Genomic DNA, 22642 nt, shown 5'->3' with positions numbered 1-22642 from the left:
CTCCTCGACGGCGACCCGATGCTCGGCCCGGCCGACTCGTTCGAGCAGCGCGAATCGGTCTCCCTGGCCGTGCTGACGCTCATGGAGCGCCTGTCGCCCCTCGAGCGAGCCGTCTACGTCCTGCGCGAGGCGTTCTCCCACAGCCACGCCGAGATCGCAGAGATCCTCGACATGACCGAGTCCGCGAGCCAGCAGCACCTCCACCGGGCCCGGCGCCGCATCACCGCCGCGCGCCGCGGCGGCGAAGTCGACCCGGCGTCCGCCCGCAGGGTCGTCGAGGAATTCCTCGCCGCCGCCGCCTCGGGCCGCACCGCACGGCTGGTGGCGCTGCTCACCGACGACGCGACCCTGATCTCCGACGGCGCCGGCCTGGCCGAGAAGCTGCTGTGGTACGACACTCCGCACCACATCGCCTCCGTCGTACGAGCCGGCTTCAAACCCACACCCGCGAAGCGGCGCTTCGCCGGCGGCACGCCCGCCATCCACTACGCGCTCGTCAACGGCGCCCCCGCCCTCCTCTTTGTGATCGGCGACCAGGTCATCGGTGCCGTGACGTTCGACATCACAGGCGACAAGATCGCAACCATTCGCGGCATCGCCACCCCCGCCCTTCTCGTCCGCCTCACCGAAGCCTGGCGGCAGCACGACCCGGACCCGCCGCTGATCAGCCAGTGGTGACCCGGTGCCGCCCGGCGATCGCCCCGGGGTTCTCCACGATGCATATGACCAGGTCTGATACCGGGTCGCCGATACTGGGGGAATGCTCAGCAGCCACCGCCTCAAGGTGCTCCTGGAGGTCTTCAGGACCGGGAGCATCGCCGGAGCCGCCAAGTCCCTGCGGCTGTCGCCCTCCGCCGTCTCCCACCAGCTCGCCCGGCTGGAGGAGGAGGCGGGGGTCGGGCTGGTGGAGCGGGCCGCGCACAGCCTGCGGCTGACGGCTGCGGGCCACCGCCTCGCCGGGCGGGCCCAGGAGGTGCTCGACCTCATCGAATCCGCCGAGAAGGACCTGCTCGCGCAGGCGCGGGCGGACGCCGGGCAGCTGCGCATCGGGTTCTTCGCCTCGGCCGGCTACCGCCTGCTGCCGATGGCGTTGTCGTCCTTCACCGCGCGCCACCCGGGCGTCGAGCTCGATCTGGTGCTCGGGCAGCCGCACGAGCTGCTGCCCGACGTGGAACGCGGCGAGCTCGACGTGCTGGTCGTCTTCGAGCACGCGCTGGATCCCTGGAAGGCGCCGAAGGGCGTCGAGGTCGTCCACCTGTTCGACGAACCGCAGCTCCTCGTCATGCCGCTCGGCCATCCCGCGGGGCACCGGCCCAGAGTGCGGCTGACCGACCTGGCCGACGAACCGTGGATCACCACCTTCGGCACCGAGACTCCGGTGTCGGTGCTGGAGCGGGCCGGCGCCCTGGAAGGGATCACGCCCTCGATCCGCTGCCGCAGCGACCACTACGAGGTGACGCTCGGCCTGGTCCGGGCCGGGCTCGGCGTGGCCCTCGTGCCGAGCCTCGGCGTGCAGGGCGCGGCGGGCATCCAGGTGTGCCAGGTGGAGGGGCCCAAGCTCTACCGGCGGATCGGCGCCGCGCTGCGCCCGACCAACCCCAATCCCGCGCTGCGCGCGTTCGTCGACTACCTCAGGGACGCCTCGGCCCGCCTCAGCGTCACCCTTCGGTAGGTTGAACGGTGCGGCGAATCCGGGCGAACGGGGGTCGAGGACGTGCGGTGCACGGTAGTCGGAGCCGGCGCTTGGGGACTGTCCGCCGCGGCCGAACTGTCCGCGCGGGGCCACCGGGTCACGCTGGTGGAGCGCCACGGGATCGGCAACGCGCTGTCCTCCTCCCGAGGGCCCACGCGGTTGTGGCGCCTGGCCGACCCGGACCCGCTGAAGATCCGGCTGTCCCTGCGTGCCCGTGACGCCATGCAGCGGCTGGAGCGCCAGACGGAGGCGACGCTACACCTGCGCCGGGGGCTGCTGTGGCGGGACACGGAGTCGCTGGCCCGTCTGGCGGCCGCGCTGCGTGCCTCGGGCGTGCCCTTCACCGAGGTGGAGGCGGCCGACGTCGGCCGGTTCTTCCCGGGCCTGGCGGGCGACGGCCGCGGCGCGGTGTTCCAAGCAGACGCCGGAGTGGTGCTCGCCAAGGCTTACCTGGCCGCTCAGGCGGAGCGGTTCCGGGCGCACGGCGGACGCCTGCTCGCCGGGGAGGTCGTCGCCGTGGAGGCCACCCGGCAGCCGGGGATTCGCCTGGCCGACGGCACCATGCTGACCGGTGACGCGGTCGTAGTCGCCGCGGGCCCCGGCACCGGCCCGCTGCTCCCCTCTCTGGGCGTGACGCTCACGCTCAGGCCGTACCTCGAACAGGTGGTCCACTACGCGGGCATCGAGTCGTCCGCTCGGGTGCCCGGCCTGATCGACGGGCCCGTCCCGGACGGTCCGGCCGTGTACGCCATGCCCACCCCGGGCATCGGCTACAAAGCGGGACTGGACGTGCCGCTGCGGCCGCTCGAACCAGGTGACGACGACCGCACTCCGGACCCGGGACGGACGGCCGAGCTGACCCGCCGCATGACGGCCATGTTCCCGGGCGCGACACCGACGGTCGTGGACGAGCAGGTGTGCAGCTGGACCGATTCGCCGGACGGCCGCTTCGTCATCGACAGGGTCGGCCGCGCGACGGTGCTGGCCTGCGGCGACAGCGGCGAGGGATTCAAGTACGCCGCGCTCGTCGGCGACGTGCTCGCCGACCTCGCGGAGGGCCGGCCGCCGGACGAGGACATCTCGGCCTTCTCGCTCGCGCGCCTGCGCGCGAGCGTGGACGACCCCGGCCGGGCGCCCACCGCGCTCGGTCAGACGTCCGTTCCGGATGCCTGACCGCCTCAGCGTCACCCTTCGCTGAGACGAGCGAGCGCCCGGCCCACCGGGCGGTGGGCCGGGCGCCCCTGTCCGTCACCAGTTGCCGAGCCTGTGCGCGCTCCGCTCGCCCCGCTCGTGCCGGCGGAACACCTGCGCCATCGCCAGTGCGGCGGCTCCCAGCGCCACGGTCACGATGCCGATCGCGACGTTGTTCCAAATGGTCGTCGCCGTGGCCTCACGTCCCGCGCGCAGCACAAACGGCGAGACGATCGCCCACACGCCGAGCAGCGGGAGAAGCCAGCCCATGCCGTAGGTGCGTCCGTAGGCGGACGCGAGCCCCAGGGCGAGGGCGCTGATCACGAGGCCGGTGATCAGGTTGTTGACGGTCATGCCCCGGAATCCGAAGAACCCGACGATCCACGGCGAGAGGGCCAGATACAGGCCGGCCAGGAAGGCTAGCCCCTCCAACACCTGGGCGGGGGCCGTCGAGCCCGCCCGATCGTACGTCTGGCGCAGTTCACTGACGTCGGGATGACGCTCGAGGCCGGTGGGTCCAACCATGTCTGGTTCCGCCTTTCCTGCTGCGTGCGTTTCTGTCGACGGCCATACCCCCTAAAATCCCGACATTCTCGATTTCGCTTAATATTCCCGTATTTATTCAGCAATTGACGGATAAATACGTTTGGGAGCGTTCAAGGCGACATGCGGCGGGAATGGCCGGGGAGGCTACCGGTAGGGCCTCGACGGGAGGCCCCGCGAGGAGAAGCCGGAGACGAGGCGCTGGGGGGTCATGATCGCTGTAGTCCTGGCGTTGCTCGCCGCGGCGGCCAACGCCGTCGCGTCCGTACTGCAGCGCCGGGCCGCCCGCAGCGCCCCGGCCGACGAGGCGTTCCGGCCCGGCCTGATCTGGGACCTCGTACGGCGGCCCACCTGGCTCGGCGGCATCGGCGCGCTCATCGCGGGCTTCCTGCTGCAGGCGGCCGCCCTGACGTCCGGAGGGCTCGCGCTCGTCCAGCCCCTGCTGGTCGCGGAACTGCCGATCACGATGCTCGTGGCGGGCTGGATGTTCCGGGTTCGCGTCACCCCCCGGACGTGGCTGGCGGTGGGCGCGCTGACGGCCGGCCTGACCGGGTTCCTCGCGGCGGCGTCACCCACCCCCGGCCACCGGCTTCCCGGCCTGCTGAGCTGGGTGATCTCGGCGGGTGTGACCGCCGGGCTCCTCGCCTGCTGCGTGGCCGCCGCGATCGCCTGCGGCGGGGCCGCCCGTGCGGTGCTGCTCGGGGTCGCCGCCGGCCTCGGCTTCGCCTACACCGCCGTCCTCATGAAGCGCACGGTGGAGGAACTGCCGGGGGGCCTGCAGACGCTGGCCGGCTCCTGGTCGCTGTGGGCCATGGTGGCGGCCGGTCTGTGCAGCCTGTTCCTGCTGCAGAACGCCCTGCACAGCGGTCCGCTCGTCGCCGTGCAGCCCGCGCTGACCGTGACCGACCCCGTGGCGAGCACCGCGTACGGCGTGGCGATGTTCGGCGAGGACATCCGCACCGGCCCGTGGGTGCTGCCCGAACTGACGGGCATGGCCCTCATCCTGTACGGCAGCGTGCTGCTGTCGAGGTACGCCCCGCTCAGGGAGCAGGCTCGTATGGCCGGGGCACACCATCACCACGGAGCAGGAGGTCCGGGAGAAGAAGGGACTCGGCCGGCGCCGTGGTGAACAGGGCGGCCGCCCGCGCGGTGAGCGCGGCCCGTCCGGGCAGGCCGGGTTCGAGCCGGTCGAGCGCCCGCAGCAGGTCGGCGCGGCGGCGCGCGTGGACGCTGACCCCGGCCTGCGCCATCGCGAGCACACCGTCCCTGCCGTGCCCCGCGATGGGCCGGTGGGTGACGACGGGCACCCCCGCCGCGAACGCCTCCCGGCAGGTCAGCCCGCCCGCGTTGTCCACCAGCGCGTACGCGGAGGCGAGCAGGTCCGCCACGTCGTCGCGCCAGCCGAGAGCGACTCCCGCTCCGCCGAGCAGGTGTTCGAGGCGGCGGCGGAGCCGCTCGTTGCGCCCGCACAGCACCACGGGCGTGTACCGGCCCGAGCGGGCCAGGAGCCGGGCGGTCGCCGCGACCCCGCCGACCCCCCAGGACCCCGCGCAGACGAGCACGATCCGGTCGCCGTCCCGCAGGCCGACGCGGGCCCGGACGTCCGCCACCCCATCGGCGCGGGCGAACCCGGGGCGCACGATCGGGGCGCAGCGGAAGGCCGGGCGGCCGACGGCGGCCGTCACCGCGAGGGCCGTGGACGTGTCCGGGCACAGGTAGCGGTCGTTGCCGGCGTGCAGCCAGAGGCGGTGCACGGCGAAGTCGGTCAGCACGACCACGCTCGGCACGGCCAGCCGCCCCCGCTCGCGCAGGTGCCCGGCGGCCTGCGCGGCCACGTGGAAGACCGGCACCACCACGGAGGGCCGGACACGGCGCACCACCCGGGCCAGCCCGGCCGCGGCCAGGACCGTCAGCGGCGAGGTGGAGGGGGCCCGGCGGGAGACGAAGAACACCCGGTAGACCAGCGCGTACAGCCACGGCGCCCGCAGCATGACCGCCCGGTACCACCACCGCAGGAGCGCGCCCAGCCGCAGCGGCAGCAGGGCGAGCACGTCCACGACCTCCGCGCGCGTGCCGGCGGCGGCCAGGCGGCGGGCCAGTTCCGCGGCCACCGCGTCGTGGCCCGCTCCCATCGAGGCGCTGACGATCAATGCCCTGTTCCTCATGACCCTCCTTCCCGGGTGGGGGGCGGCGTGGCGGACACTGGAAGGCGATGGGACCTCACGCGCTCGTCGCCGCCGGACTGGCCCTGCTCCACGCCGGGCCGGGGGCCACCTGGCTGCCTCCGGTCCGCCGCCTGCTGCCGTCCCTCGCGGGCGAAGGCGATCCCGGGCATGTGGCGCTCACCTTCGACGACGGGCCCGATCCACGGTCCACCCCGCTGTTCCTCGACGAGCTGGACCGGCTCGGATGCCGGGCGACCTTCTTCCTCCTCGGCGAGATGCTCGACCGCCATCCCGAGGTCGGGCGGAGCATCGCACGGGCCGGGCACGAGGTGGCCGTGCACGGCTGGCGGCACGACAACGCCCTGCTCACCCGGCCGGGCAGGGTCGCGGCCGAGATGGGACGGGCCGCGCGCCTCGTCGCCGCCGTCACCGGCACACGCCCCACGTGGTATCGCCCGCCGTACGGGGTGCTGAGCGCCGAGGCGCTGCTCGCGGCCCGGTGGCACGGCCTGCGGCCGGTGCTGTGGACGGCCTGGGGCGAGGACTGGACGCACCGGGCCACGCCCGGCTCGGTGCTGCGCACCCTGGAGCCCGGCCTGCGCGGCGGGGCGACGCTGCTGCTGCACGACTGCGACCACACCTCCGCCCCGGGTTCCTGGCGCTCGGCGCTGGGCGCGCTCGCCGGCGTGGTCGCACGCTGCCGCGCCGCCGGACTGCGAGTCGGACCGCTCGGCGCCCACGGCGTGGGTGTACCCGGTGGCGCGCGGCCCCACCGGCTCCCGGCCTCGGCAAGCTTTTACCTGCGGCCGGAAGCATAAAAACGCGGAAAAACGGTCGCCGGGTCTCGACGTCCTTCTCGATTAGGTTTTTGCCCTTTTTTCCGGACACCGTCCGTTCGAGCACGCCGCTTTTCCCGGGGGGTTGCCCACGTAAAAGCGCCCGCCCGATCTGTCGGGTTTTGTGGTGAATGGCGGTGGAGATTCTTCAGGCATGTCCGCAGCGGACGTACGCGACGCCGCGCACCGGGAGAACTTCCCGGTGGCCTCCCGCCTGCTTCCGCGCGCGTACCGCCGCGACCTGATGGCGGTGTACGGCTTCGCCCGCTACGTGGACGACGTCGGCGACGAAGGGGACCCCGCCGGGCGGCCCGCCCTGCTCGACGCGGTGGAGGCCGACCTCGGCCGCCTGTACGCCGGAGGGAGCCCGCGGCTGCCCGCCGTACGCGCGCTGGGGCCGCTGGTCGCCGGGCGGGGCGTGCCGCGGACGCCCTTCCTCCACCTCGTGGAGGCCAACCGGCGCGACCAGGTGGTGCGGCGCTACGACACCTTCGCGCAACTGCTGGCCTACTGCGAGCTGTCCGCCAACCCGGTCGGCCGGATCGTCCTGCACGTCTTCGGCGTGGCCACCCCGGAGCGGGCGCGGCTGTCGGACCGCATCTGCTCGGCGCTGCAGGTGATCGAGCACTGCCAGGACGTGGGCGAGGACCACGCCCGCGGCCGCGTCTACCTCCCCGGCGAGGACCTGCGCAGGTTCGGCTGCCGCGAGGCCGACCTCGACGCCCCGCGCACCTCCCCGCGGCTGCGCCGGGCCGTGGCGCTGCAGGCCCGCCGCGCCGCCACCCTGCTGGACGAGGGCATGCCGCTGCTGGAGACGCTGAGCGGGTTCGCGCGTACCGCGGTCGCCGGGTACATCGCGGGGGGCCGGGCGGCTCTCGCGGCGCTGGAGCGAGGCCGGCACGACGTCCTCGGCGGGGCGGTCCGCGCGCGCCGCCGCGCGGTGCTGAGCGAGTGGATGCGCGTGCTGAAGGAGGTGAACGGTGACGGTTCCCGGCGCGATTCCTGATCCCGTTCCCGATCGCCCGCCCGGCCCCGCTCCGCATCGCGCGGGGGACGACCCGCCCGTTCCCGCGCCGCGCCCCCTCACGCCCATTCCCGCGCCGGCGTCCGTTCCTGTACCGGTGCCCGTGCCCGTGCCCGTGCCTGTGCCTGTGCCTGTGGCCTACCGGTACTGCGAGCGCGTCGTCCGCACCCGCGCGCGCAACTTCTCCTACGGCATCCGCCTGCTCGCCCCGCCCAAGCGCCGCGCGCTCAGCGCGCTCTACGCCTTCGCCCGGCGGATCGACGACATCGGCGACGCGGCCGGGCCGGTGGACGCGCGGCTGTCGGCACTGGAGAAGGCCCGTACGGGACTGCGGGCCGCGCGGCCGGACCCCGCCGACCCCGTCCTCGTGGCCCTGCGCGACACCGCCGTGCGCTTCCCCGTCCCGCTGGAGGCGTTCGAGGAGCTGATCGACGGATGCGCCGACGACGTCGCGGGGGCGTGCTACCAGTCCTACGAGGACCTGGTCGGCTACTGCCGTGAGGTCGCCGGGTCGATCGGGCGGCTGTCCCTCGGCGTGTTCGGCCTCGCCGGCGGGGCGGCACGCGGTGACGCAGCCCTGCGACGGGCGGCGCGGCTCGCGGACTCCCTGGGGGTGGCACTCCAGCTCACCAACGTGCTCAGGGACCTGCGCGAGGACCGCTGCGCGGGCCGGGTGTACCTGCCCGCCGACGACCTGCGCAGGTTCGGCTGCACGCTCGACCTGGACGCGTCGGGGGCGTTCACCGATCCGCCCGAGCGGCTGGCGCGGCTCGTCCGGTACGAGGCGGGCCGGGCGCTCGGCTGGTACGCCGAGGGGATGCGGCTGATCCCGCTGCTCGACCGGCGCAGCGCGGCCTGCACCGCGGCGATGGCGGGCATCTACCGTCGGCTGCTCGCGCGCATCGCCGCCGACCCCGGCGGGGCGCTCGCCGGGCGCGTGTCACTGACGCCGTGGGCGAAGACGATGGTCGCGGTGCGGGCGATCGCGGGAGCGGCCAAATGAACGGCCCGGCGAACGGCCCGGCGAACGGCCCGGCGAACGGCCCGATGAACGGCCGGGCGAGCGTCCCGCCCGTCGCGGTGGTGGGGGGCGGCCTCGCCGGTATCACCGCGGCCCTCGCGCTCGCGGAGGCCGGATGGCCGGTGACCCTCTACGAGGCGAGGCCCAGGCTCGGCGGCGCCACCCACTCCTTCGCCCGGGGCGGCCTGACGGCCGACAACGGGCAGCACGTCTTCCTGCGCTGCTGCACGGCCTACCGCGGGCTGCTGGACCGGCTGGGCGGCGCCGGGCGGGTGCGCCTGCAGGAACGCTTCGACGTGCGCGTGCTCACCCCGCACGGCGGGCGGGGACGACTGCGCCGGGCCGCGCTGCCCGGGCCGTTCCACCTGCTGCCCGCACTCGCGGGCTACCGCCTGCTGTCCCCCGCCGACCGGCTGCGCGCGGTGCGCGGCGCGCTCGCGCTGCGCACGCTCGACCCCGCCGAGCCCGCCCTCGACCAGGCCGCACTCGGCGGCTGGCTGGCCGAAAACGGCCAGCGGGAGGCCGCGAGGCACGCGCTGTGGGACCTGTTCGCGGTGGCCGCGCTCAACATCCCGTCCGACGAGGCGGCGCTGGGCCCGGCGGCGATGGTCTTCAGGACGGCCCTGCTCGGCCGTGCCGACGCCGCCGACATCGGGGTGCCGTCCGTCCCGCTCGGGGAGCTGCACGGCGGCGCCGCCCTTTCCGCGATCACCCGGCTGGGCGGCGAGGTCCGGCCGGCGGCGAAGGTCGACAGAGTGCTGCCGGGCCTGCCGGGCCTGAGTGGACCTTCCATCGTCGTGGGCGGCGCGCGGATCGGCGCGTCGGCCGTCGTCGTCGCCACCCCGCACGGCCAGGCCGCGCGGCTCGTGCCTGCGGAGGCCGCGCCGGACCGGGACGCCTGGGCGGGCCTCGGGGCGAGCCCGATCGTCAACGTGCACGTCGTCTACGACCGGCCCGTCACCCGGCTGCCGTTCGCCGCCGTCGTCGGCTCGCCGGTGCAGTGGATCTTCGACAGGACCGCCTCCGGCGGGCTCACCCGGGGCCAGTACCTGACGGTCTCGGTGTCGGCGGCGCGGCACTGGATCGACGTGCCCACGGCCGTGATGCGTGAGGTGTTCCTGCCCGAGCTGGAGCGGCTGCTCCCGGCCGCGCGGACGGCACGGGTCGTGGACCTGTTCATCACCAGGGAGCGGCGGGCGACCTTCCGCCAGGTCCCGGGCAGCGGCGGGTTGCGCCCCGGCGCGGCCACCCGGTGGCCCGGGCTGTTCCTCGCCGGCGCGTGGACCGACACGGGCTGGCCCGACACCATGGAGGGTGCCGTGCGCAGCGGACTCCAGGCGGCCCGCCTCGCCAGGCGGCATCTCGAACGGGAGCAGGCGCGGTGACCGGCCTCACCACGGGCGTCACCACGGGCGTCACCACCGGGGTGGCCGCAGGGGTCGCCACCGGCGCCGCCCGCGCCGCGACCGCCCTGGAGGCGGCGCGCGACCACCTGCTGGGCCTGCAGGCGCCCGAGGGCTGGTGGAAGGGCGAGCTGCAGACCAACGTGACCATGGACGCCGAGGACCTCCTGCTGCGCGAGTTCCTGGGCGTGCGGACCGCGGAGGAGACCGCGGAGGCCGCCCGATGGATCAGGTCACAGCAGCGCCCGGACAGCACCTGGGCGAACTTCCACGAAGGTCCCGCCGACCTTTCCACCACCATCGAGGCGTACGTCGCGCTGCGCCTCGCGGGCGACCCGCCGTCGGCCCCGCACATGCGCGCCGCGTCGGCGTACGTGCGCGGAGCCGGCGGCATCGAGTCGGCCCGGGTCTTCACCCGGATCTGGCTCGCCCTCTTCGGGCAGTGGCGGTGGGAGGACCTGCCGGTCATCCCACCGGAGATCATGTTCCTGCCGCCGTGGTGCCCGCTGAACGTGTACGACTGGGCGTGCTGGGCGCGGCAGACCATCGTCCCGCTCACGATCGTGACCGCGCACCGGCCGGTCCGGCCGCTGCCGTTCGGCCTGCCGGAACTGCGCACGGGAAGGCCCGCGCCGCGGGCCCCGCGGACCGGCTGGGACGCGGCGTTCGCGGCGCTCGACCGCGCCCTGCACCGCTACGAACGGCACCCGATCGCGGGGCTCCGCCGCGCCGCGCTGAGGCGGGCCGCCGAGTGGGTCGTGGCCCGGCAGGAGGCCGACGGCTCGTGGGGCGGCATCCAGCCCCCCTGGGTCTACTCGCTGATCGCCTTGCACCTGAGCGGGTACGGCGTCGACCACCCCGTCATGCGCGCCGGCCTCGCCGGACTCGACAGGTTCACCATCCGGGAGGACGGCACGCGCAGGCTGGAGGCGTGCCAGTCGCCGGTCTGGGACACCGCGCTCGCGATGACCGCCCTCCTGGACGCGGGCCTGCCCCGCGACCACGCCGCGCTGGCCCGGGCGGGCGAGTGGCTGCTGCGCGAGGAGATCAGGGGGCCGGGCGACTGGACGGTGCGGCGCCCCGGGCTCGCGCCGGGCGGCTGGGCCTTCGAGTTCGACAACGACGGCTACCCCGACGTCGACGACACGGCCGAGGTGATCCTCGCGCTGCGCCGGTTGGGGCGGCCCGACGCCCGGCCCGCCCTTGAGCGGGGGCTGCGCTGGATGGCCGGGATGGTCTCCCGTGACGGCGGATTCGCCGCCTTCGACGCCGACAACACCCGGGAACTGTGCCTGCGGCTGCCGTTCTGCGACTTCGGCGCGGTCATCGACCCGCCGTCGGCCGACGTGACCGCGCACGTGGTCGAGGCGCTCGCGGCCGAGGGGATGGCCCGCTCCCCCGTCGTACGGCGGGCGGTGGTGTGGCTGCTGCGGGCGCAGGAGCCCGACGGCTCGTGGTTCGGCCGGTGGGGGGCCAACCACGTGTACGGCACCGGGGCGGTGCTGCCCGCCCTCGTCGCGGCCGGGGTGCGGCCGGACGCCCCCTGCGTACGGCGGGCCGTGGCGTGGCTGGAGGCGCACCAGCACCCCTGCGGCGGCTGGGGCGAGGACATGCGCTCCTACCGCGACCCCGCCTGGGTCGGGCGGGGCGAGCCGACCGCCTCACAGACGGCCTGGGCCCTCATCGGCCTGCTCGCGGCCGGTGAGCGGGGCCCTTCCGTGGACAGGGGCGTGGCCTGGCTGGCCGGCAGCCAGCGCCCCGACGGCACCTGGGACGAGCCGCACTACACCGGGACGGGCTTCCCCGGCGACTTCTCCATCAACTACCACCTCTACCGCCTCGTCTTCCCGGTCAGCGCGCTCGGCCGCTACCTGCGCCTGCACGAGACGGCCGGACCGGAGGCGACGCCATGACCGATCGCGTGACCGATCCCGTGACCGATCTGATCGTGTGCACCGCGCTGGGGATGGAGGCCAGGGCCGTCGCCCGCGGCCTGCGGTCCCGGCCGGATTTCGGAGGCGACCATCCACGCGTCCAGGTCGTCCGGATGGGCATGGGGCCCGGCCGGGCGGCGCGCGCGGCCGGCCTCCTCCCGCCCGCCGCCGCCCTCGCCGTCACCGGCTTCGGCGGGGCGCTCCACGACGGCCTGCGCCCCGGGGACGTGCTCGTCGCCACCGAGGTGCGCTCCGGCGACCGGGTCTGGCCGTGCCCGTCGGCTCCGCTGCTCGCCGGAGAGCTCCTCCGCGCCGGGCTGCCCGCACGCACCGGCCCGCTCGTCACCTCCCCGCGCGTCGTGACGGGCCGCGGCCGCCACGCCCTCGCCCGCGAGGGCGCGTACGCCGTCGACATGGAGAGCGCCCCGCTGGCCGCCGCCGCCGGGACACGGCCGTTCGCGGCCGTGCGGGTCATCGTCGACACCCCCGACGCCCCCCTGCTGAACCTCGCCACGATGGGCGGCGCGGTCGCCGCGCGACGCACGCTCGCCCGGATCGGCCCGGTCCTGGCGCGGTGGGCGGCCGCGACCGGCCCGCGGCGGGTCCTGCTGGCCTCGCCCCGCTCGTTCTGCGCCGGGGTCGAACGGGCCATCGAGATCGTGGAGCGCGCCCTGGACCGGTTCGGCGCGCCCGTGTACGTGCGCAAGCAGATCGTGCACAACATCCACGTCGTACGCGACCTGGAGCGGCGCGGCGCGGTGTTCGTCGACGACCTGGCCGAGGTGCCGGAGGGCGCGGTCACGGTCTTCTCCGCGCACGGGGTCGCGCCCGCCGTACGCGAGGAGGCGGGCCGGCGCGGGCTGCGCGTCGTCGACGCGACGTGCCCGCTGGTCGCGAAGGTCCACACGGAGGCCCGCAGGTTCGCCGCGCGGGGCGACCTCGTCGTGCTCGTCGGCCACGCCGGGCACGAGGAGGTCGAGGGCGTGCTCGGGGAGGTGCCCGGCGCGGGCGTGCTGGTCGAGGACGAAGCGGGAGTGGCGGCCGTGGTGGAGAACGTGCCGCGGGGGCGCGGGGTCGCCTACCTGACCCAGACCACGCTGGCGGCCGACGAGGCGGGGCGGGTCGCGGCGGCGATACGGCGGCGCTTCCCGGACGCCGAGGGGCCGCGCGGCGACGACATCTGCTACGCGACGACCAACCGGCAGCACGCGGTGCGGGCCGTCGCCGCGGAGGCCGACCTGGTGCTGGTCGTCGGCTCGGCCAACTCGTCCAACGCCCTGCGCCTCACCGAGGTCGCCGCGCGGTCCGGTCACGACGGGGCCCCGCTCGCCCGCCTGGTCGACGGCCCCGGCGACATCGCGCTCGACTGGCTGCGCGGCGCGCGGACGGTCGGGCTGACCGCCGGGGCGTCCACCCCCGGCGCGATGGTGGACGCCGTCGTGGCCGCCCTCGGCGGGCTCGGCCCGCTGGAGGTGGAGGAACGGCGGGTGACCGAGGAGAACGTCGAGTTCACGTTGCCGAAGGAGGTGCGGCCCTGATGCCGATGCCCGTACGCCAGAGTCTGCGCGTCGGCGCGTACATCCTGGCCCAGCGGCTGCGCCGGCGGGAGAGGTTCCCGCTGCTGGTCGAGCTTGAGCCGTTGTTCGCGTGCAACCTTAAGTGCGCGGGCTGCGGGAAGATCCAGCACCCGGCCGGCGTGCTGAAGCAGCGCATGCCGGTCGAGCAGGCGGTGGCCGCCGTCGAGGAGTGCGGCGCCCCGATGGTGTCGATCGCGGGCGGGGAACCGCTCATGCACCCCCAGATCGGGGAGATGGTCGAGGAACTGGTGGCGCGCAAGAAGTACGTCTTCCTGTGCACCAACGCGCTGCTGATCCCGCGCAAGATCGACCGGTTCACGCCCTCGCCGTACTTCGCCTGGGCGGTCCACATCGACGGCCTCCGCGAGCGGCACGACGCGTCGGTGTGCAAGGAGGGCGTGTTCGACGAGGCGGTCGCGGCGGTGCGCGAGTGCCGGCGGCGCGGCTTCCGCGTCACCACCAACACCACGTTCTTCGCCGGGGACAGCCCGCGCACCGTGATCGAGGTGCTCGACTTCCTCAACGACGACCTGGGCGTCGACCAGATGATGATCTCGCCCGGGTACGCGTACGAGAAGGCGCCCGACCAGGACTGCTTCCTCGGGGTGCGGCAGACGCGCGAGCTGTTCCGCGCCGCGTTCGCGGGCGGCAACCGCAGGCGCTGGCGGTTCAACCACTCGCCGCTGTTCCTGGACTTCCTGGAGGGGAAGGCCGACTTCCCCTGCACGGCCTGGGCGATCCCGTCGTATTCGGTGTTCGGCTGGCAGCGGCCCTGCTACCTGATGGCCGACGGGTACGCGCAGAGCTACCGGGAGCTGGTCGAGGAGACCGACTGGAGCGCCTACGGCCGGGGGCGGGACCCGCGCTGCGCCAACTGCATGGCGCACTGCGGCTACGAGCCGACGGCGGTCTTCGCCACCCTCGGCTCGCTGCGCGAGTCGCTGCGCGCGCTGCGCGGCACCTGAGTCTCAGGGGCTGAAGCGGCGGGCCAGGACGCGGAACGCGCCGGGCGCGGCCCCGTGCAGGCGGGCGGGCAGCCGCAGCCAGGCGGGGACGTACACCTCGGCGCGGTCGCGCTCGACGGCAACCGCGATGGCGCGGGCCACCCGCTCGGGCGCGACGGGCGCGGGCCTGCGCCGCGTGTACGGCCTGCCGCGCCGGGCGAAGAACGGCGTGTCGACGACCCCGGGCACCACGGCCGTCACGCCGACGCCGTTCCCGTCAACCGCGGGCAGCTCGTAGCGCAGGCTCTCGGCGAAGGCGAGCAGGCCCGCCTTGGTCGCGGCGTACACCGCCTCCTCCCGCACGCCCACCACGCCGGCGATCGAGGCGACGTAGACGAGGTGACCCCGGCCGCGCTCCAGCATCCCGGGCAGCAGCAGCCGGGTGAGCTGCACGTGGGCCGTCAGGTTGACCGCGATCATGCGTTCGGCCGTGCCGCCGGACATCCGCGCGAGCGGCCCGCTCCAGCCCTCGCCCGCGCACGCCACCAGCACGTCCACCCGCCCGGCGCGTACGGCGAGGTCGGCCGAGGGGTCGGACAGGTCGGCGGGCAGCATCTCGCCGCCGGTCCGTGCGGCGACGTCCGCGAGCGCCTCCTGGTCGCGCCCGGACAGCACCAGCCGCGCGCCGCGCGCCGACAACTCCAGCGCCGTGGCGGCGCCGATACCCGACGACGCCCCCGTGACGAGCACCCGTGCCCCCGCCAGCCGCATCCGCCCACCCCCTCGTCCGTGGGTGTACCCGCCCCACGGGACCGCCCCGCAAGTGCCCTCAGCGGCGGATGTGACTGGAGATGGATTGGGCAACCCCAGACTGCTCACAGGCACAAAGAGCCGCAAACGCCCCCGCGGAGACATCCGCAGCGGTACCCCCACAGGTCAGATCCTCGGAGGCGGGCGGGCACGCTTCGGTCAACCGCCCTAGACGGCTTCGCGCGGCCCGGCGGAGGATCGAGACAAGGCCGTAAGGCGCGATGCGCGGGCCACACCAACCCCTCGTCCATCACCGTTTCCGTCGTCTGGCGGAACGGCTCAGGGTGAGCCACGGCCGGTTCCAGGGCCCAGGGAGGCACCATGCACCGGAAATGCAGGCAGCTGGCATTAGCGACTGTCTTCGTCTCGGCGATTACGGCGGGAGGCGCCGCGGTCCTGAGCGGTCCCGCCCTCGCCACGGACGGCTATGCCGCGGCCGGTATCGGGCCGCAGGAGAGCGAGCCCGGCGGCGCACAGACCATCTCGTACTTCGAGATGGAGAGCCCCTCGATGATGACCGCCGAGGAGGCGCAGGCCCAGATGCAGAGCGTCGTCGACCAGGCGCGCGCCGAGCGGGACCGCATCAGGGCCCAGGGCCGGGCCGACCGGGACCGCATCAGGGCCCAGGCCCGCGCCGAGCGGGACCGCATCAGGGCGAGCGAGTGGGAGTCGTCCGGGAGCGCCGGGTCCGACCCGCCCGCCGCCGACCCGCCCGCCTCGTATCACGACGGCTCACGCACCCGGTCCGAATACCGTTCCGAGCGCTACAGGGAACGTGCGGTGAGCTACCGCACGGTCCGCACGGCCCCGGTGCGCTACCGGATGTCGGAGCGGCTGTCCGAGCTGCGCACGCGGGAGTCGGCCCGGACCGCACGGGTGGCCAAGAGGGTGGACGAGCGGCGCTCCCGCCTGGTCGAGCGGGTGTCTGGCCGGCGCGACCGCCTGGTCAAGCGGGTGGAGTCGCGGCGCAGCGAGCGCGTGAGGGAGACGGCGTATCGGGGCGGCGGCGGGGTCGAGCAGCGGCAGTTCAAGAGCGTCCGCTACGAGCGCCGGTCGTCGTTCCGGACACACTGACCGGCCTGGACCGGGCCGCCGGCGGGTGAGCGTCGCGCCGGCGGCACCGTTCCCGTGAGACGACCCATGAACGATGGCTCCGCGCTCTCCGGGCCCGGGGCCATCGGCGTGCCGGAGCGGGACCCGCCGCTGCGCGAGACCGCCGCCCCGTTCGCCCGCCGACAGAGTTCTTCCGGAACCGGTGGACCACCAGGGGTATGACTGGGTAGCCTCCCGAGTATGACCAAGAAGATTACGATCTCTTTGCCGGACGAACTGGCCGACGAGGCGCAGGCGTCCGGCAACGCCTCGGCCTACATCGCCGCGGCGCTGCGGGAGCGGCGGCGCATCCAGGGCGACCTGGCCATCATGGCCGATTTATGGGGGCCCGGCTGGCAGGACGGCATCACCGATGACGAGAGCGCCCGCGCGGCGCGCCTGATGACGGGCGACGCCAAGGCGGACGCCGCGTGACCGACCCCGTCCCACCGGCCGGCGTCCTGTCCGGCCACGTGCTGGACCTCGACGCCGTCGTCCACCTGATCGAGGGCAAGAGCATGTACGGCAGGGCCGTCGTGCGGCAGTCCTCGGCCCACGGCGTCACCCTCCTCGTCCCCGCGCTCGCCGTCCAGGTGCTGTCGCTCGGCCCCATCCAGCCCCGGCTCGAACGCTTCCTGCGCATGTCGATGGTGGTCACCGGCGCGCTCTCCCCCGGCGACGCCGTCGAAGGCGGGCCGTACGCGCAGGCGATCATGACGAGCCTGCGGCGTCACCGGCCGTCCGCCGCCGACGCGCTCCTGCCCGACGTCCTGGTGGCCGCCCACGCGGCCGTCCACGCCACCCGCCGCAACTGGCGGATCATCACCGCCACCCCCTACCTGTACGAGGGCCTCGGCGTCCGCCTGGAGATCCTTCCCTAGAGGAGCCCTCGTTCCATGGCCACGACGACGGCCGCGGCCCTGCTGTCGACACCGAGCTTGGCGAAGACGTGCTTGAGATGCGTCTTCACCGTCGTCTCGCTGATCAGCAGGGCCCTGGCGATCTCCTTGTTCGCCGAGCCCCGCGCCACGAGGCGCAGCACCTCCAGCTCGCGCGGGCTCGGCTCCTGGGCCGCGGGCCTGCTCATCAGCGCGGACGCGACCGACGGCGCCAGGACCGCTCCGCCGGCGGCGGCCGTGCGGACCGCTCTGTGCAGCTCCTCGCGTGGCGCGTCCTTCAGCAGGTAGCCCGCCACCCCGGCGGCCATGGCCCGGGCCACGTCGGCGTCCGTGTCGTAGGTGGTGAGCACGACCACCTTGATCTCCGGATGGTCGGCCCGGAGCCGCTGGATCGCCCCGACGCCGTCAAGGCCGGGCATGCGAAGGTCCATCAGCACCACATGCGGCCCGGTCTTCCTGGCCATGGCCAGCGCCTCGAACCCGTCGGACGCCTCCGCCACCACCTCGATGTCCGCCACGTGGTCGAACATCCCGCGCAGCCCGTCGCGGACCACCGGATGGTCGTCGACGATCATCAGTTTGAGGGGATCCGCAGGCACAGCGCCGTCCCCTCCCCCGGTGCGGACTCCACGGTCAGCGTCCCCCCGACGCCGCCGGCCCGCTCCCGCATGGCCGCCAGCCCATACCCCGCACCGGGCGCGTCCGGGTCGAACCCCACCCCGTCGTCGAACACGTCGAGCGTCACCTCGTCGTCCATGTACGTCAGCGTGATCGCGACCCTGCCCGCCCGGGCGTGCCTGGCCGCGTTCGACAGTCCTTCCTGCGCCGCCCGCAGCAGCGTCGTCTGCACCTCACCCGGCAGTGGCCGGGGCGTCCCCTCCACCGACACGGTCGCCGCCACCCCCGACGTCCGCGACCACCGGGCGGCCACCTCCGCGAGCGCCGCCTCCGGGCCCGCGCCGGCGAGAGGGCCCGGCCGCAGCGCGTCGACCGAGCGCCGCGCCTCCCGCAGATTGTCGCGCGCCAGCTCCTTGGCCAGCGCGATCCTCCTCCGTACGGCGCCCACGTCGGGCATCGCCTGCTCGGCCGCCTCCAGCTGGGTGATGATCCCGCTCAACCCCTGCGCGAGGGTGTCGTGGATCTCCCTGGCCAGCCTCGCCCGCTCCTCCAGCACCCCGACCGTCCGGTTCTGCGCGCTCTGCCGGGACACATAGTCGACGAACAGCCCGATCGCCACGACGAGGCCGGAGCTCCCGACGAGCCGCCACAAGGCGCCGGGATCGTCCAGATAGCCCCTGGCGGCGAACGTGCTGAGGACCGTCGCCACCGCCCCCACGTACGACCAGGGGCTCGGCAGCATCAGATACGGCTGGGGCATCAGCCCGAAGACGACCACGTCGAACGATCGGTCGAGCGACACCAGCGCGATGTAGAGCGCGCAGACGACCGCCAGGTGGAACGCCATCGGGTTGAGCCGCCCGAGCAGACGCGGCCGACGTGCGACGAAGAAGCCGTGCCAGCCGGCCATGATCGCGACGATTCCCAGCGTCAGCGGGCCTGGGACCCTGCTCTCGCCCGTGCCCTCGCCGGACGAGAGGATCAGCCCGAGCGCCAGGCAGGCGTAATACAGCAGGTGGAAGGCGCGCAGCCAGCGCGCCTCCCAGACGTTCACGTCCTCACTCCCATCGGAACAGCGCGGCGCCGGCGGCCGTGGCCGCCACGATTATCCCCGCGAGGATCAGCAGGGGAAAGACCGCGGCGGTGCCGGACCAGGCGTCCCCCAGGGCCTCCACGGCCGGGGTCAGGGGCAGGAAGTCGCCGATCTGACGCAGCGAGCCGGGCAGGACCTTCCTGGGCACGGCCGCGCCCGACAGGAAGATCATGGGGAACATGACGAGCATGCCGATCAGGCTCGCGCCCCTGGTGTTGCGCACGACCGCGGCGATCACGAAGCCCAGCGCGCAGACCATCACCGAGCAGAGCAGGAAGGCGGCGGCCAGCAGGACGACGTTCCCGGGGGGCTGCGCGCCGAACACCGCGATCGTCACGACCACCAGCAGCGCCGAGCCCGCGAGTCCCGCGGCGACCTGGGCCACGAGCTGGGCGCCGAGCAGCAGAACCGGGGAGATCGGCGTGGTGGCCAGCCGCTTGAGCACCTTGCGCTCGCGATAGGAGGCCAGCAGGCCCGGCAGCGCGCCCATCCCGCCGATGGCGGCGATCATCGCGAGGTAGCCGGGGACCGCCCCGCTGTCGCCGCGCTTGAGCACCAGCAGCATGAGGGGGAAGGCCACCATGAAGAACAGCGAGGCGGGATCGCGCGCCAGCAGCCTGAGCTCGGCCGCCGCCAGAGCCGTGAACGCCCTCATCGGTCCGCTCCTTCCAGGGCGAGGTAGGCCTCTTCCAGCGAGGCGGTTCCGGTCCGGGCGACGAGCTCGCCCGTGGTGCCCGTCGCCGCCACCCGGCCGCGGGCGAGGACGGCGACCCGGTCACAGAGCGCCTCTATCTCGTCGAAGTAGTGGCTGACCAGCACCACGGTGGTGCCCGCCGCCTTCAGCTCGCCGATCAGCCGCCACGTCTCGCGGCGGGCGATCGGGTCCAGGCCCGTGGTCAGCTCGTCGAGCACGACGACCTCGGGGTCGCCGACCAGGGCGAGCGCGAGCATCAGCCGCTGCCTCTGCCCGCCGGACAGGTCGCCGAAGGCCTTCCTCGCAAGCGGCCGCAGGCCCCAGCGGTCCATCACCCGCCGCCAGTCGGCCGCGTCGCGGTAGAGGGCGCCGAACAGGCGCAGCGCCTCGGCCACCTTGAGCCGCTCCGGCAGCGAGCTGTCCTGGAGTTGCACGCCCAGGCGCTGGGCCAGGGCCCGTCGCCTCCGCGCCGGATCCTCGCCGAGCACCCGGACCGTGCCCGCGTCGCCGCGCCTGAGCCCGATCAGGCACTCGACGGTCGTGGTCTTGCCGGCGCCGTTGTGCCCGACGATCCCGAACGTCTCACCCGCTCGGACCGTGAACGTCACCCCGTCCACGGCGACGGTGTCCCCGTACGACTTGCGGAGGTCTGTCACCTCGATGACTTCCATGCCTCAAGGTTCGCGGCGAGGCCGATCACGCGGCATCACCCGGCACGTCGCCCTCCATCCCCCTTTCGGAGGATGGGGTGCGCGTCGCCGCAGGTCAGGGGTACTGCAGGGCAGGCCGGGGTACCAGCAGGGCATGGCCGCCCTTCCGGCGTACACACCGATGACAGCCCGGCTCGGGCGGCTGCCCGAGCCGGAGGGCGACTACGCGCACGAGATGAAGTGGGACGGCGTCCGCGCCCTCGGCTACGTCGAGGACGACACGCTGCGGCTGGTGTCCCGGAACGGCAAGGACGTCACCGCCGCCTATCCCGAGCTCGCCGGGCTCGCCGGGGCCACGGGCGGGCACGCTGTGGTGCTCGACGGGGAGATCGTCGCCTTCGACCAGCAGGGCAGGCCGTCGTTCGAGGCGCTGCAGCCGCGCATGCACCAGCGCAACCAACTCAAGATCAGGCAACTCCTGGTCACCACGCCCGTGACGTACCTGCTGTTCGACGTGCTGCACGTCGACGCCGCGACCACGATCGCGATGCCCTACACCGAGCGGCGGCGCCGCCTGGAGGACCTCGTCCACGCGGGGCGCCACTGGGCCATCCCGCCCTACTACGCCGACGGCGGCGAGCACGCGCTGGCCGACTCGAGGCGGCTGGGGCTGGAGGGCGTCGTGGCCAAGCGGCTCACCTCGCCCTACCGCCCCGGCCGCCGTTCGCCCGACTGGGTGAAGGTCAAGAACGTCCGTACGCAGGAGGTAGTGGTCGGCGGGTGGCGGGCCGGGGAGGGCCGCCGGGCGAATACCGTCGGCTCGCTGCTCGTGGGCGTCAACGACGGCAGCGGACGGCTGCGGTACGCCGGGAGCGTCGGCACCGGCTTCACCGACGAGGCGCTGCGGCGGCTCGGCGAGCGCCTGGCGCCGCTGCGGCGGGACACGCCCCCCTTCGACGGCATCACCCGGGAGGAGGCCAGGGGCGGTCGCTGGGTGGACCCGGTCCTGGTCGGCGAGGTGCAGTTCGCCGAGTGGACGGGCGAGGGGCGGCTGCGCCACCCCTCGTGGCGGGGCCTGCGCGACGACAAGGACCCCGGCGAGGTCGTCCGCGAAGAAGGCTGAACGCGCCGGGTCACGGCGGGTCACGCCGGGTCACGCGGCGCCCCGGCGCCGCGCCGCCAGGGCGCCGAGCAGCACCGCACCCACGACGAACGCGACGTTGTGCGCATACTTGGCGACCGTCGGGACCTCTCCCAGCGGTACCGCGAAGAAGCCGACCGCCGCACGCGCGGTCAGGGCTCCGGCGGCGAGCGCGGCGGCGTGACGAATCGTCCACTCCGGCGAGCGGGCGAGGCGGACGGCGGCCGCGCCGCACAATGCGATCACCGCGAGCCCGGCCGCGACCCCGGCCCAGGTCGACGGCAGGAAGTCGAAGACCAGGCCCGCGACCAGGCCGCCCGCCGCCACGGCGATCGGCCGGGGCGCGGCACCGTCCCGCACGGCGCCGTTCCGCACGGCACCGTTCCGCACGACGGGGTCCCGTGATCGCCGGCTCAGCGCGAAGAGGACGAGCAGCGCGACGGCGGCCAGCGATCCCCCGATCTGGGCGGCCGCGGCGTGCTCGTCCTCGGTCCGCAGGTGGTCGCGCAGGACCAGCGCCGCAGCCGCGAGGTACAGCGCCGCGGCCGTGACCAGTCCGGGCGTCCGCAGCCAGGGCGTGCGCGACAGCCGCGGGTTCAGCCCCTCCGTCAGCGCGATCGACACCCCGAAGCTCCAGACCGCGTGGCCCGCGACGAAGGACAGCGTGGTGTGGGCCGCCAGTCCGAGCGGCGCGACGTACGTCGGGCGGACCATCTCCTCCCAGTAGGGGATGTCCCGATAGCCCTCGCTGAACAGGGACTGGTCGACGACGCCGGCCTGCAGCACGCCGAAGGCCGCCGCGAGAGCGAGGATGCCCGGCCAGGACATGCCCAGGCGGCGGGCCGTCTCACGGATGAGCAGCGCGGGCGCGCCGTACAGCGGGCCGAAGATCAGCAGGCCCGCGGCGAGCGCGAGCGGGTCGCCCGTGCTGTCGTCGTAACCCGTGACGTACTCGGCGCACATCGGCGCCAGCACCAGGAGCCCGGCCGCCATGGCGAGACGGCGTGGATCACGCGTCTTCATCCCGCCTCCACGCGGCGGCGAGGACGACGGCGCCGACGACCGCGACGAGCAGGTTGGCGTAGATCTCGTAGCCGGTGAGGAAGGACAGCCGCGGGATGACCTGGCGGTTGAAGACGTTCAGTATCGCGCCCCAGAACGGCTGCACGGCCAGGTGGTCGATGGTGCCGCTGATGCCCGCGGCGACCAGGAACGCCCCGGCGAGCCGGATGACTTCACGCATGGCCCCGACGCTAGGGACCGGCGGACCCGCCGGGGATCGGGCGTCGGCATGCTCCCGTCCGGCGAAGGTCT

At 74.4% G+C, this 22642-nt stretch carries 24 protein-coding genes; 15 read left to right on the top strand and 9 right to left on the bottom strand.

Annotated features, from left to right (window positions below):
- From BXA11_RS09665 to BXA11_RS09655, 3 genes are all read left to right on the top strand, one after another.
- Window positions 1–678: sigma factor-like helix-turn-helix DNA-binding protein (locus BXA11_RS09665; protein WP_076434194.1), on the top strand; the 678-nt coding region annotated here is incomplete at its 5' end.
- Window positions 679–760: 82 nt separating this feature from the next.
- Window positions 761–1672: a LysR family transcriptional regulator gene (locus BXA11_RS09660; protein WP_076434193.1), complete on the top strand. Its 912-nt coding sequence runs from the start codon at window positions 761–763 to the stop codon at window positions 1670–1672.
- 42 nt (window positions 1673–1714) lie between these two features.
- Window positions 1715–2866, top strand: a complete 1152-nt coding sequence (locus tag BXA11_RS09655; protein WP_076434192.1) for an NAD(P)/FAD-dependent oxidoreductase — start codon at window positions 1715–1717, stop codon at window positions 2864–2866.
- 75 nt (window positions 2867–2941) lie between these two features.
- Here the strand turns inward: BXA11_RS09655 and BXA11_RS09650 are convergent, their stop codons facing one another.
- On the bottom strand, window positions 2942–3409 hold the full coding sequence (locus BXA11_RS09650; protein WP_051761727.1) for an SPW repeat protein: 468 nt from the start codon (window positions 3407–3409) through the stop codon (window positions 2942–2944).
- Between the two features lie 229 nt (window positions 3410–3638).
- Between BXA11_RS09650 and BXA11_RS09645 the strand changes: the two genes are divergently transcribed.
- Complete coding sequence (locus BXA11_RS09645; protein ID WP_051761726.1) at window positions 3639–4556, top strand: DMT family transporter; 918 nt, start codon at window positions 3639–3641, stop codon at window positions 4554–4556.
- On the opposite strand, the gene BXA11_RS09640 is transcribed toward BXA11_RS09645, so the two are convergent.
- Window positions 4468–5592, bottom strand: coding sequence for an MGDG synthase family glycosyltransferase (locus BXA11_RS09640; RefSeq protein ID WP_076434191.1), 1125 nt, complete (start codon window positions 5590–5592; stop codon window positions 4468–4470). The two genes, BXA11_RS09645 and BXA11_RS09640, sit on opposite strands and share 89 nt — an antisense overlap.
- A gap of 47 nt (window positions 5593–5639) precedes the next feature.
- Here BXA11_RS09640 and BXA11_RS09635 point away from each other — a divergent pair, with 47 nt between their 5' ends.
- The 7 genes from BXA11_RS09635 (at window position 5640) to hpnH (ending at window position 14352) form a co-directional block, all read left to right on the top strand.
- Window positions 5640–6410, top strand: coding sequence for a polysaccharide deacetylase family protein (locus BXA11_RS09635; RefSeq protein ID WP_076434190.1), 771 nt, complete (start codon window positions 5640–5642; stop codon window positions 6408–6410).
- 172 nt (window positions 6411–6582) lie between these two features.
- Window positions 6583–7434 carry a squalene synthase HpnC gene (gene hpnC / locus BXA11_RS09630; protein WP_076434189.1) on the top strand — a complete coding sequence of 284 codons (852 nt, stop codon included), beginning with the start codon at window positions 6583–6585 and terminating at the stop codon, window positions 7432–7434.
- Between the two features lie 145 nt (window positions 7435–7579).
- Window positions 7580–8455 carry a phytoene/squalene synthase family protein gene (locus BXA11_RS09625; protein WP_239105284.1) on the top strand — a complete coding sequence of 292 codons (876 nt, stop codon included), beginning with the start codon at window positions 7580–7582 and terminating at the stop codon, window positions 8453–8455.
- On the top strand, window positions 8452–9858 hold the full coding sequence (gene hpnE / locus BXA11_RS09620; RefSeq protein WP_076434188.1) for a hydroxysqualene dehydroxylase HpnE: 1407 nt from the start codon (window positions 8452–8454) through the stop codon (window positions 9856–9858). Before BXA11_RS09625 ends, hpnE begins: the two co-directional genes overlap by 4 nt.
- Window positions 9855–11789: a squalene--hopene cyclase gene (gene shc / locus BXA11_RS09615; RefSeq protein ID WP_083744098.1), complete on the top strand. Its 1935-nt coding sequence runs from the start codon at window positions 9855–9857 to the stop codon at window positions 11787–11789. The genes hpnE and shc overlap by 4 nt, the downstream gene beginning before the upstream one ends.
- Window positions 11786–13348 (top strand): 4-hydroxy-3-methylbut-2-enyl diphosphate reductase, encoded by a 1563-nt coding sequence (ispH, locus tag BXA11_RS09610; protein WP_076434187.1) that lies wholly within the window; start codon window positions 11786–11788, stop codon window positions 13346–13348. The genes shc and ispH overlap by 4 nt, the downstream gene beginning before the upstream one ends.
- Window positions 13348–14352 carry an adenosyl-hopene transferase HpnH gene (gene hpnH, locus BXA11_RS09605; RefSeq protein ID WP_076434186.1) on the top strand — a complete coding sequence of 335 codons (1005 nt, stop codon included), beginning with the start codon at window positions 13348–13350 and terminating at the stop codon, window positions 14350–14352. The genes ispH and hpnH overlap by 1 nt, the downstream gene beginning before the upstream one ends.
- Window positions 14353–14355: 3 nt before the next feature.
- On the opposite strand, the gene BXA11_RS09600 is transcribed toward hpnH, so the two are convergent.
- Window positions 14356–15102, bottom strand: coding sequence for an SDR family NAD(P)-dependent oxidoreductase (locus BXA11_RS09600; RefSeq protein ID WP_076434185.1), 747 nt, complete (start codon window positions 15100–15102; stop codon window positions 14356–14358).
- A gap of 360 nt (window positions 15103–15462) precedes the next feature.
- Between BXA11_RS09600 and BXA11_RS09595 the strand changes: the two genes are divergently transcribed.
- From BXA11_RS09595 to BXA11_RS09585, 3 genes are all read left to right on the top strand, one after another.
- On the top strand, window positions 15463–16215 hold the full coding sequence (locus BXA11_RS09595) for a hypothetical protein (RefSeq protein ID WP_076434184.1): 753 nt from the start codon (window positions 15463–15465) through the stop codon (window positions 16213–16215).
- Window positions 16216–16434: 219 nt separating this feature from the next.
- The gene (locus tag BXA11_RS09590; RefSeq protein WP_030508053.1) at window positions 16435–16668 is read left to right on the top strand and encodes a ribbon-helix-helix domain-containing protein; all 234 of its coding nucleotides are present in this window, start codon (window positions 16435–16437) and stop codon (window positions 16666–16668) included.
- Window positions 16665–17114 carry a hypothetical protein gene (locus BXA11_RS09585; protein WP_030508052.1) on the top strand — a complete coding sequence of 150 codons (450 nt, stop codon included), beginning with the start codon at window positions 16665–16667 and terminating at the stop codon, window positions 17112–17114. Before BXA11_RS09590 ends, BXA11_RS09585 begins: the two co-directional genes overlap by 4 nt.
- Here the strand turns inward: BXA11_RS09585 and BXA11_RS09580 are convergent.
- The 4 genes from BXA11_RS09580 to BXA11_RS09565 are packed head-to-tail and all read right to left on the bottom strand — an operon-like array spanning window position 17111 to window position 20208.
- Window positions 17111–17707, bottom strand: coding sequence for a response regulator (locus BXA11_RS09580; RefSeq protein ID WP_076434183.1), 597 nt, complete (start codon window positions 17705–17707; stop codon window positions 17111–17113). The two genes, BXA11_RS09585 and BXA11_RS09580, sit on opposite strands and share 4 nt — an antisense overlap.
- Window positions 17707–18804, bottom strand: coding sequence for a sensor histidine kinase (locus BXA11_RS09575; RefSeq protein ID WP_076434182.1), 1098 nt, complete (start codon window positions 18802–18804; stop codon window positions 17707–17709). Before BXA11_RS09575 ends, BXA11_RS09580 begins: the two co-directional genes overlap by 1 nt.
- A 4-nt stretch (window positions 18805–18808) precedes the next feature.
- Entirely contained in the window at window positions 18809–19498 is a 690-nt protein-coding gene (locus BXA11_RS09570; protein ID WP_030508049.1) for an ABC transporter permease, read from the bottom strand.
- Window positions 19495–20208 carry an ABC transporter ATP-binding protein gene (locus BXA11_RS09565; protein WP_076434181.1) on the bottom strand — a complete coding sequence of 238 codons (714 nt, stop codon included), beginning with the start codon at window positions 20206–20208 and terminating at the stop codon, window positions 19495–19497. The genes BXA11_RS09570 and BXA11_RS09565 overlap by 4 nt, the downstream gene beginning before the upstream one ends.
- 133 nt (window positions 20209–20341) lie before the next feature.
- Here BXA11_RS09565 and ligD point away from each other — a divergent pair, with 133 nt between their 5' ends.
- On the top strand, window positions 20342–21310 hold the full coding sequence (gene ligD / locus BXA11_RS09560) for a non-homologous end-joining DNA ligase (protein ID WP_030508047.1): 969 nt from the start codon (window positions 20342–20344) through the stop codon (window positions 21308–21310).
- Between the two features lie 30 nt (window positions 21311–21340).
- Here ligD and BXA11_RS09555 read toward each other — a convergent pair whose 3' ends face one another.
- Both BXA11_RS09555 and BXA11_RS09550 read right to left on the bottom strand, forming a co-directional pair.
- On the bottom strand, window positions 21341–22351 hold the full coding sequence (locus BXA11_RS09555; RefSeq protein WP_143734168.1) for a hypothetical protein: 1011 nt from the start codon (window positions 22349–22351) through the stop codon (window positions 21341–21343).
- Window positions 22338–22571 (bottom strand): hypothetical protein, encoded by a 234-nt coding sequence (locus tag BXA11_RS09550; RefSeq protein ID WP_076434180.1) that lies wholly within the window; start codon window positions 22569–22571, stop codon window positions 22338–22340. The genes BXA11_RS09555 and BXA11_RS09550 overlap by 14 nt, the downstream gene beginning before the upstream one ends.
- Between the last annotated feature and the right edge of the window lie 71 nt (window positions 22572–22642).

Origin of the sequence: Microbispora rosea, assembly GCF_900156315.1 — a bacterium.
GTDB classification, from domain to species: Bacteria; Actinomycetota; Actinomycetes; order Streptosporangiales; family Streptosporangiaceae; genus Microbispora; species Microbispora rosea.
This window is presented reverse-complemented; position numbering and strand designations above follow the sequence as displayed.

What these genes read in the sequence shown, in the direction of transcription:
- ligD (WP_030508047.1), top strand. Translation starts at nt 20,342, where the DNA reads ATGGCCGCCCTTCCGGCGTACACACCGATGACAGCCCGGCTCGGGCGG.
- BXA11_RS09595 (WP_076434184.1), top strand. Translation starts at nt 15,463, where the DNA reads ATGCACCGGAAATGCAGGCAGCTGGCATTAGCGACTGTCTTCGTCTCG.
- hpnC (WP_076434189.1), top strand. Translation starts at nt 6,583, where the DNA reads ATGTCCGCAGCGGACGTACGCGACGCCGCGCACCGGGAGAACTTCCCG.
- BXA11_RS09550 (WP_076434180.1), bottom strand. Translation starts at nt 22,571, where the DNA reads ATGCGTGAAGTCATCCGGCTCGCCGGGGCGTTCCTGGTCGCCGCGGGC.
- BXA11_RS09645 (WP_051761726.1), top strand. Translation starts at nt 3,639, where the DNA reads ATGATCGCTGTAGTCCTGGCGTTGCTCGCCGCGGCGGCCAACGCCGTC.
- ispH (WP_076434187.1), top strand. Translation starts at nt 11,786, where the DNA reads ATGACCGATCGCGTGACCGATCCCGTGACCGATCTGATCGTGTGCACC.
- BXA11_RS09650 (WP_051761727.1), bottom strand. Translation starts at nt 3,409, where the DNA reads ATGGTTGGACCCACCGGCCTCGAGCGTCATCCCGACGTCAGTGAACTG.
- BXA11_RS09555 (WP_143734168.1), bottom strand. Translation starts at nt 22,351, where the DNA reads ATGAAGACGCGTGATCCACGCCGTCTCGCCATGGCGGCCGGGCTCCTG.
- BXA11_RS09590 (WP_030508053.1), top strand. Translation starts at nt 16,435, where the DNA reads ATGACCAAGAAGATTACGATCTCTTTGCCGGACGAACTGGCCGACGAG.
- BXA11_RS09635 (WP_076434190.1), top strand. Translation starts at nt 5,640, where the DNA reads ATGGGACCTCACGCGCTCGTCGCCGCCGGACTGGCCCTGCTCCACGCC.
- BXA11_RS09580 (WP_076434183.1), bottom strand. Translation starts at nt 17,707, where the DNA reads ATGATCGTCGACGACCATCCGGTGGTCCGCGACGGGCTGCGCGGGATG.
- BXA11_RS09565 (WP_076434181.1), bottom strand. Translation starts at nt 20,208, where the DNA reads ATGGAAGTCATCGAGGTGACAGACCTCCGCAAGTCGTACGGGGACACC.
- hpnH (WP_076434186.1), top strand. Translation starts at nt 13,348, where the DNA reads ATGCCGATGCCCGTACGCCAGAGTCTGCGCGTCGGCGCGTACATCCTG.
- BXA11_RS09660 (WP_076434193.1), top strand. Translation starts at nt 761, where the DNA reads ATGCTCAGCAGCCACCGCCTCAAGGTGCTCCTGGAGGTCTTCAGGACC.
- BXA11_RS09570 (WP_030508049.1), bottom strand. Translation starts at nt 19,498, where the DNA reads ATGAGGGCGTTCACGGCTCTGGCGGCGGCCGAGCTCAGGCTGCTGGCG.
- BXA11_RS09640 (WP_076434191.1), bottom strand. Translation starts at nt 5,592, where the DNA reads ATGAGGAACAGGGCATTGATCGTCAGCGCCTCGATGGGAGCGGGCCAC.
- BXA11_RS09600 (WP_076434185.1), bottom strand. Translation starts at nt 15,102, where the DNA reads ATGCGGCTGGCGGGGGCACGGGTGCTCGTCACGGGGGCGTCGTCGGGT.
- hpnE (WP_076434188.1), top strand. Translation starts at nt 8,452, where the DNA reads ATGAACGGCCCGGCGAACGGCCCGGCGAACGGCCCGGCGAACGGCCCG.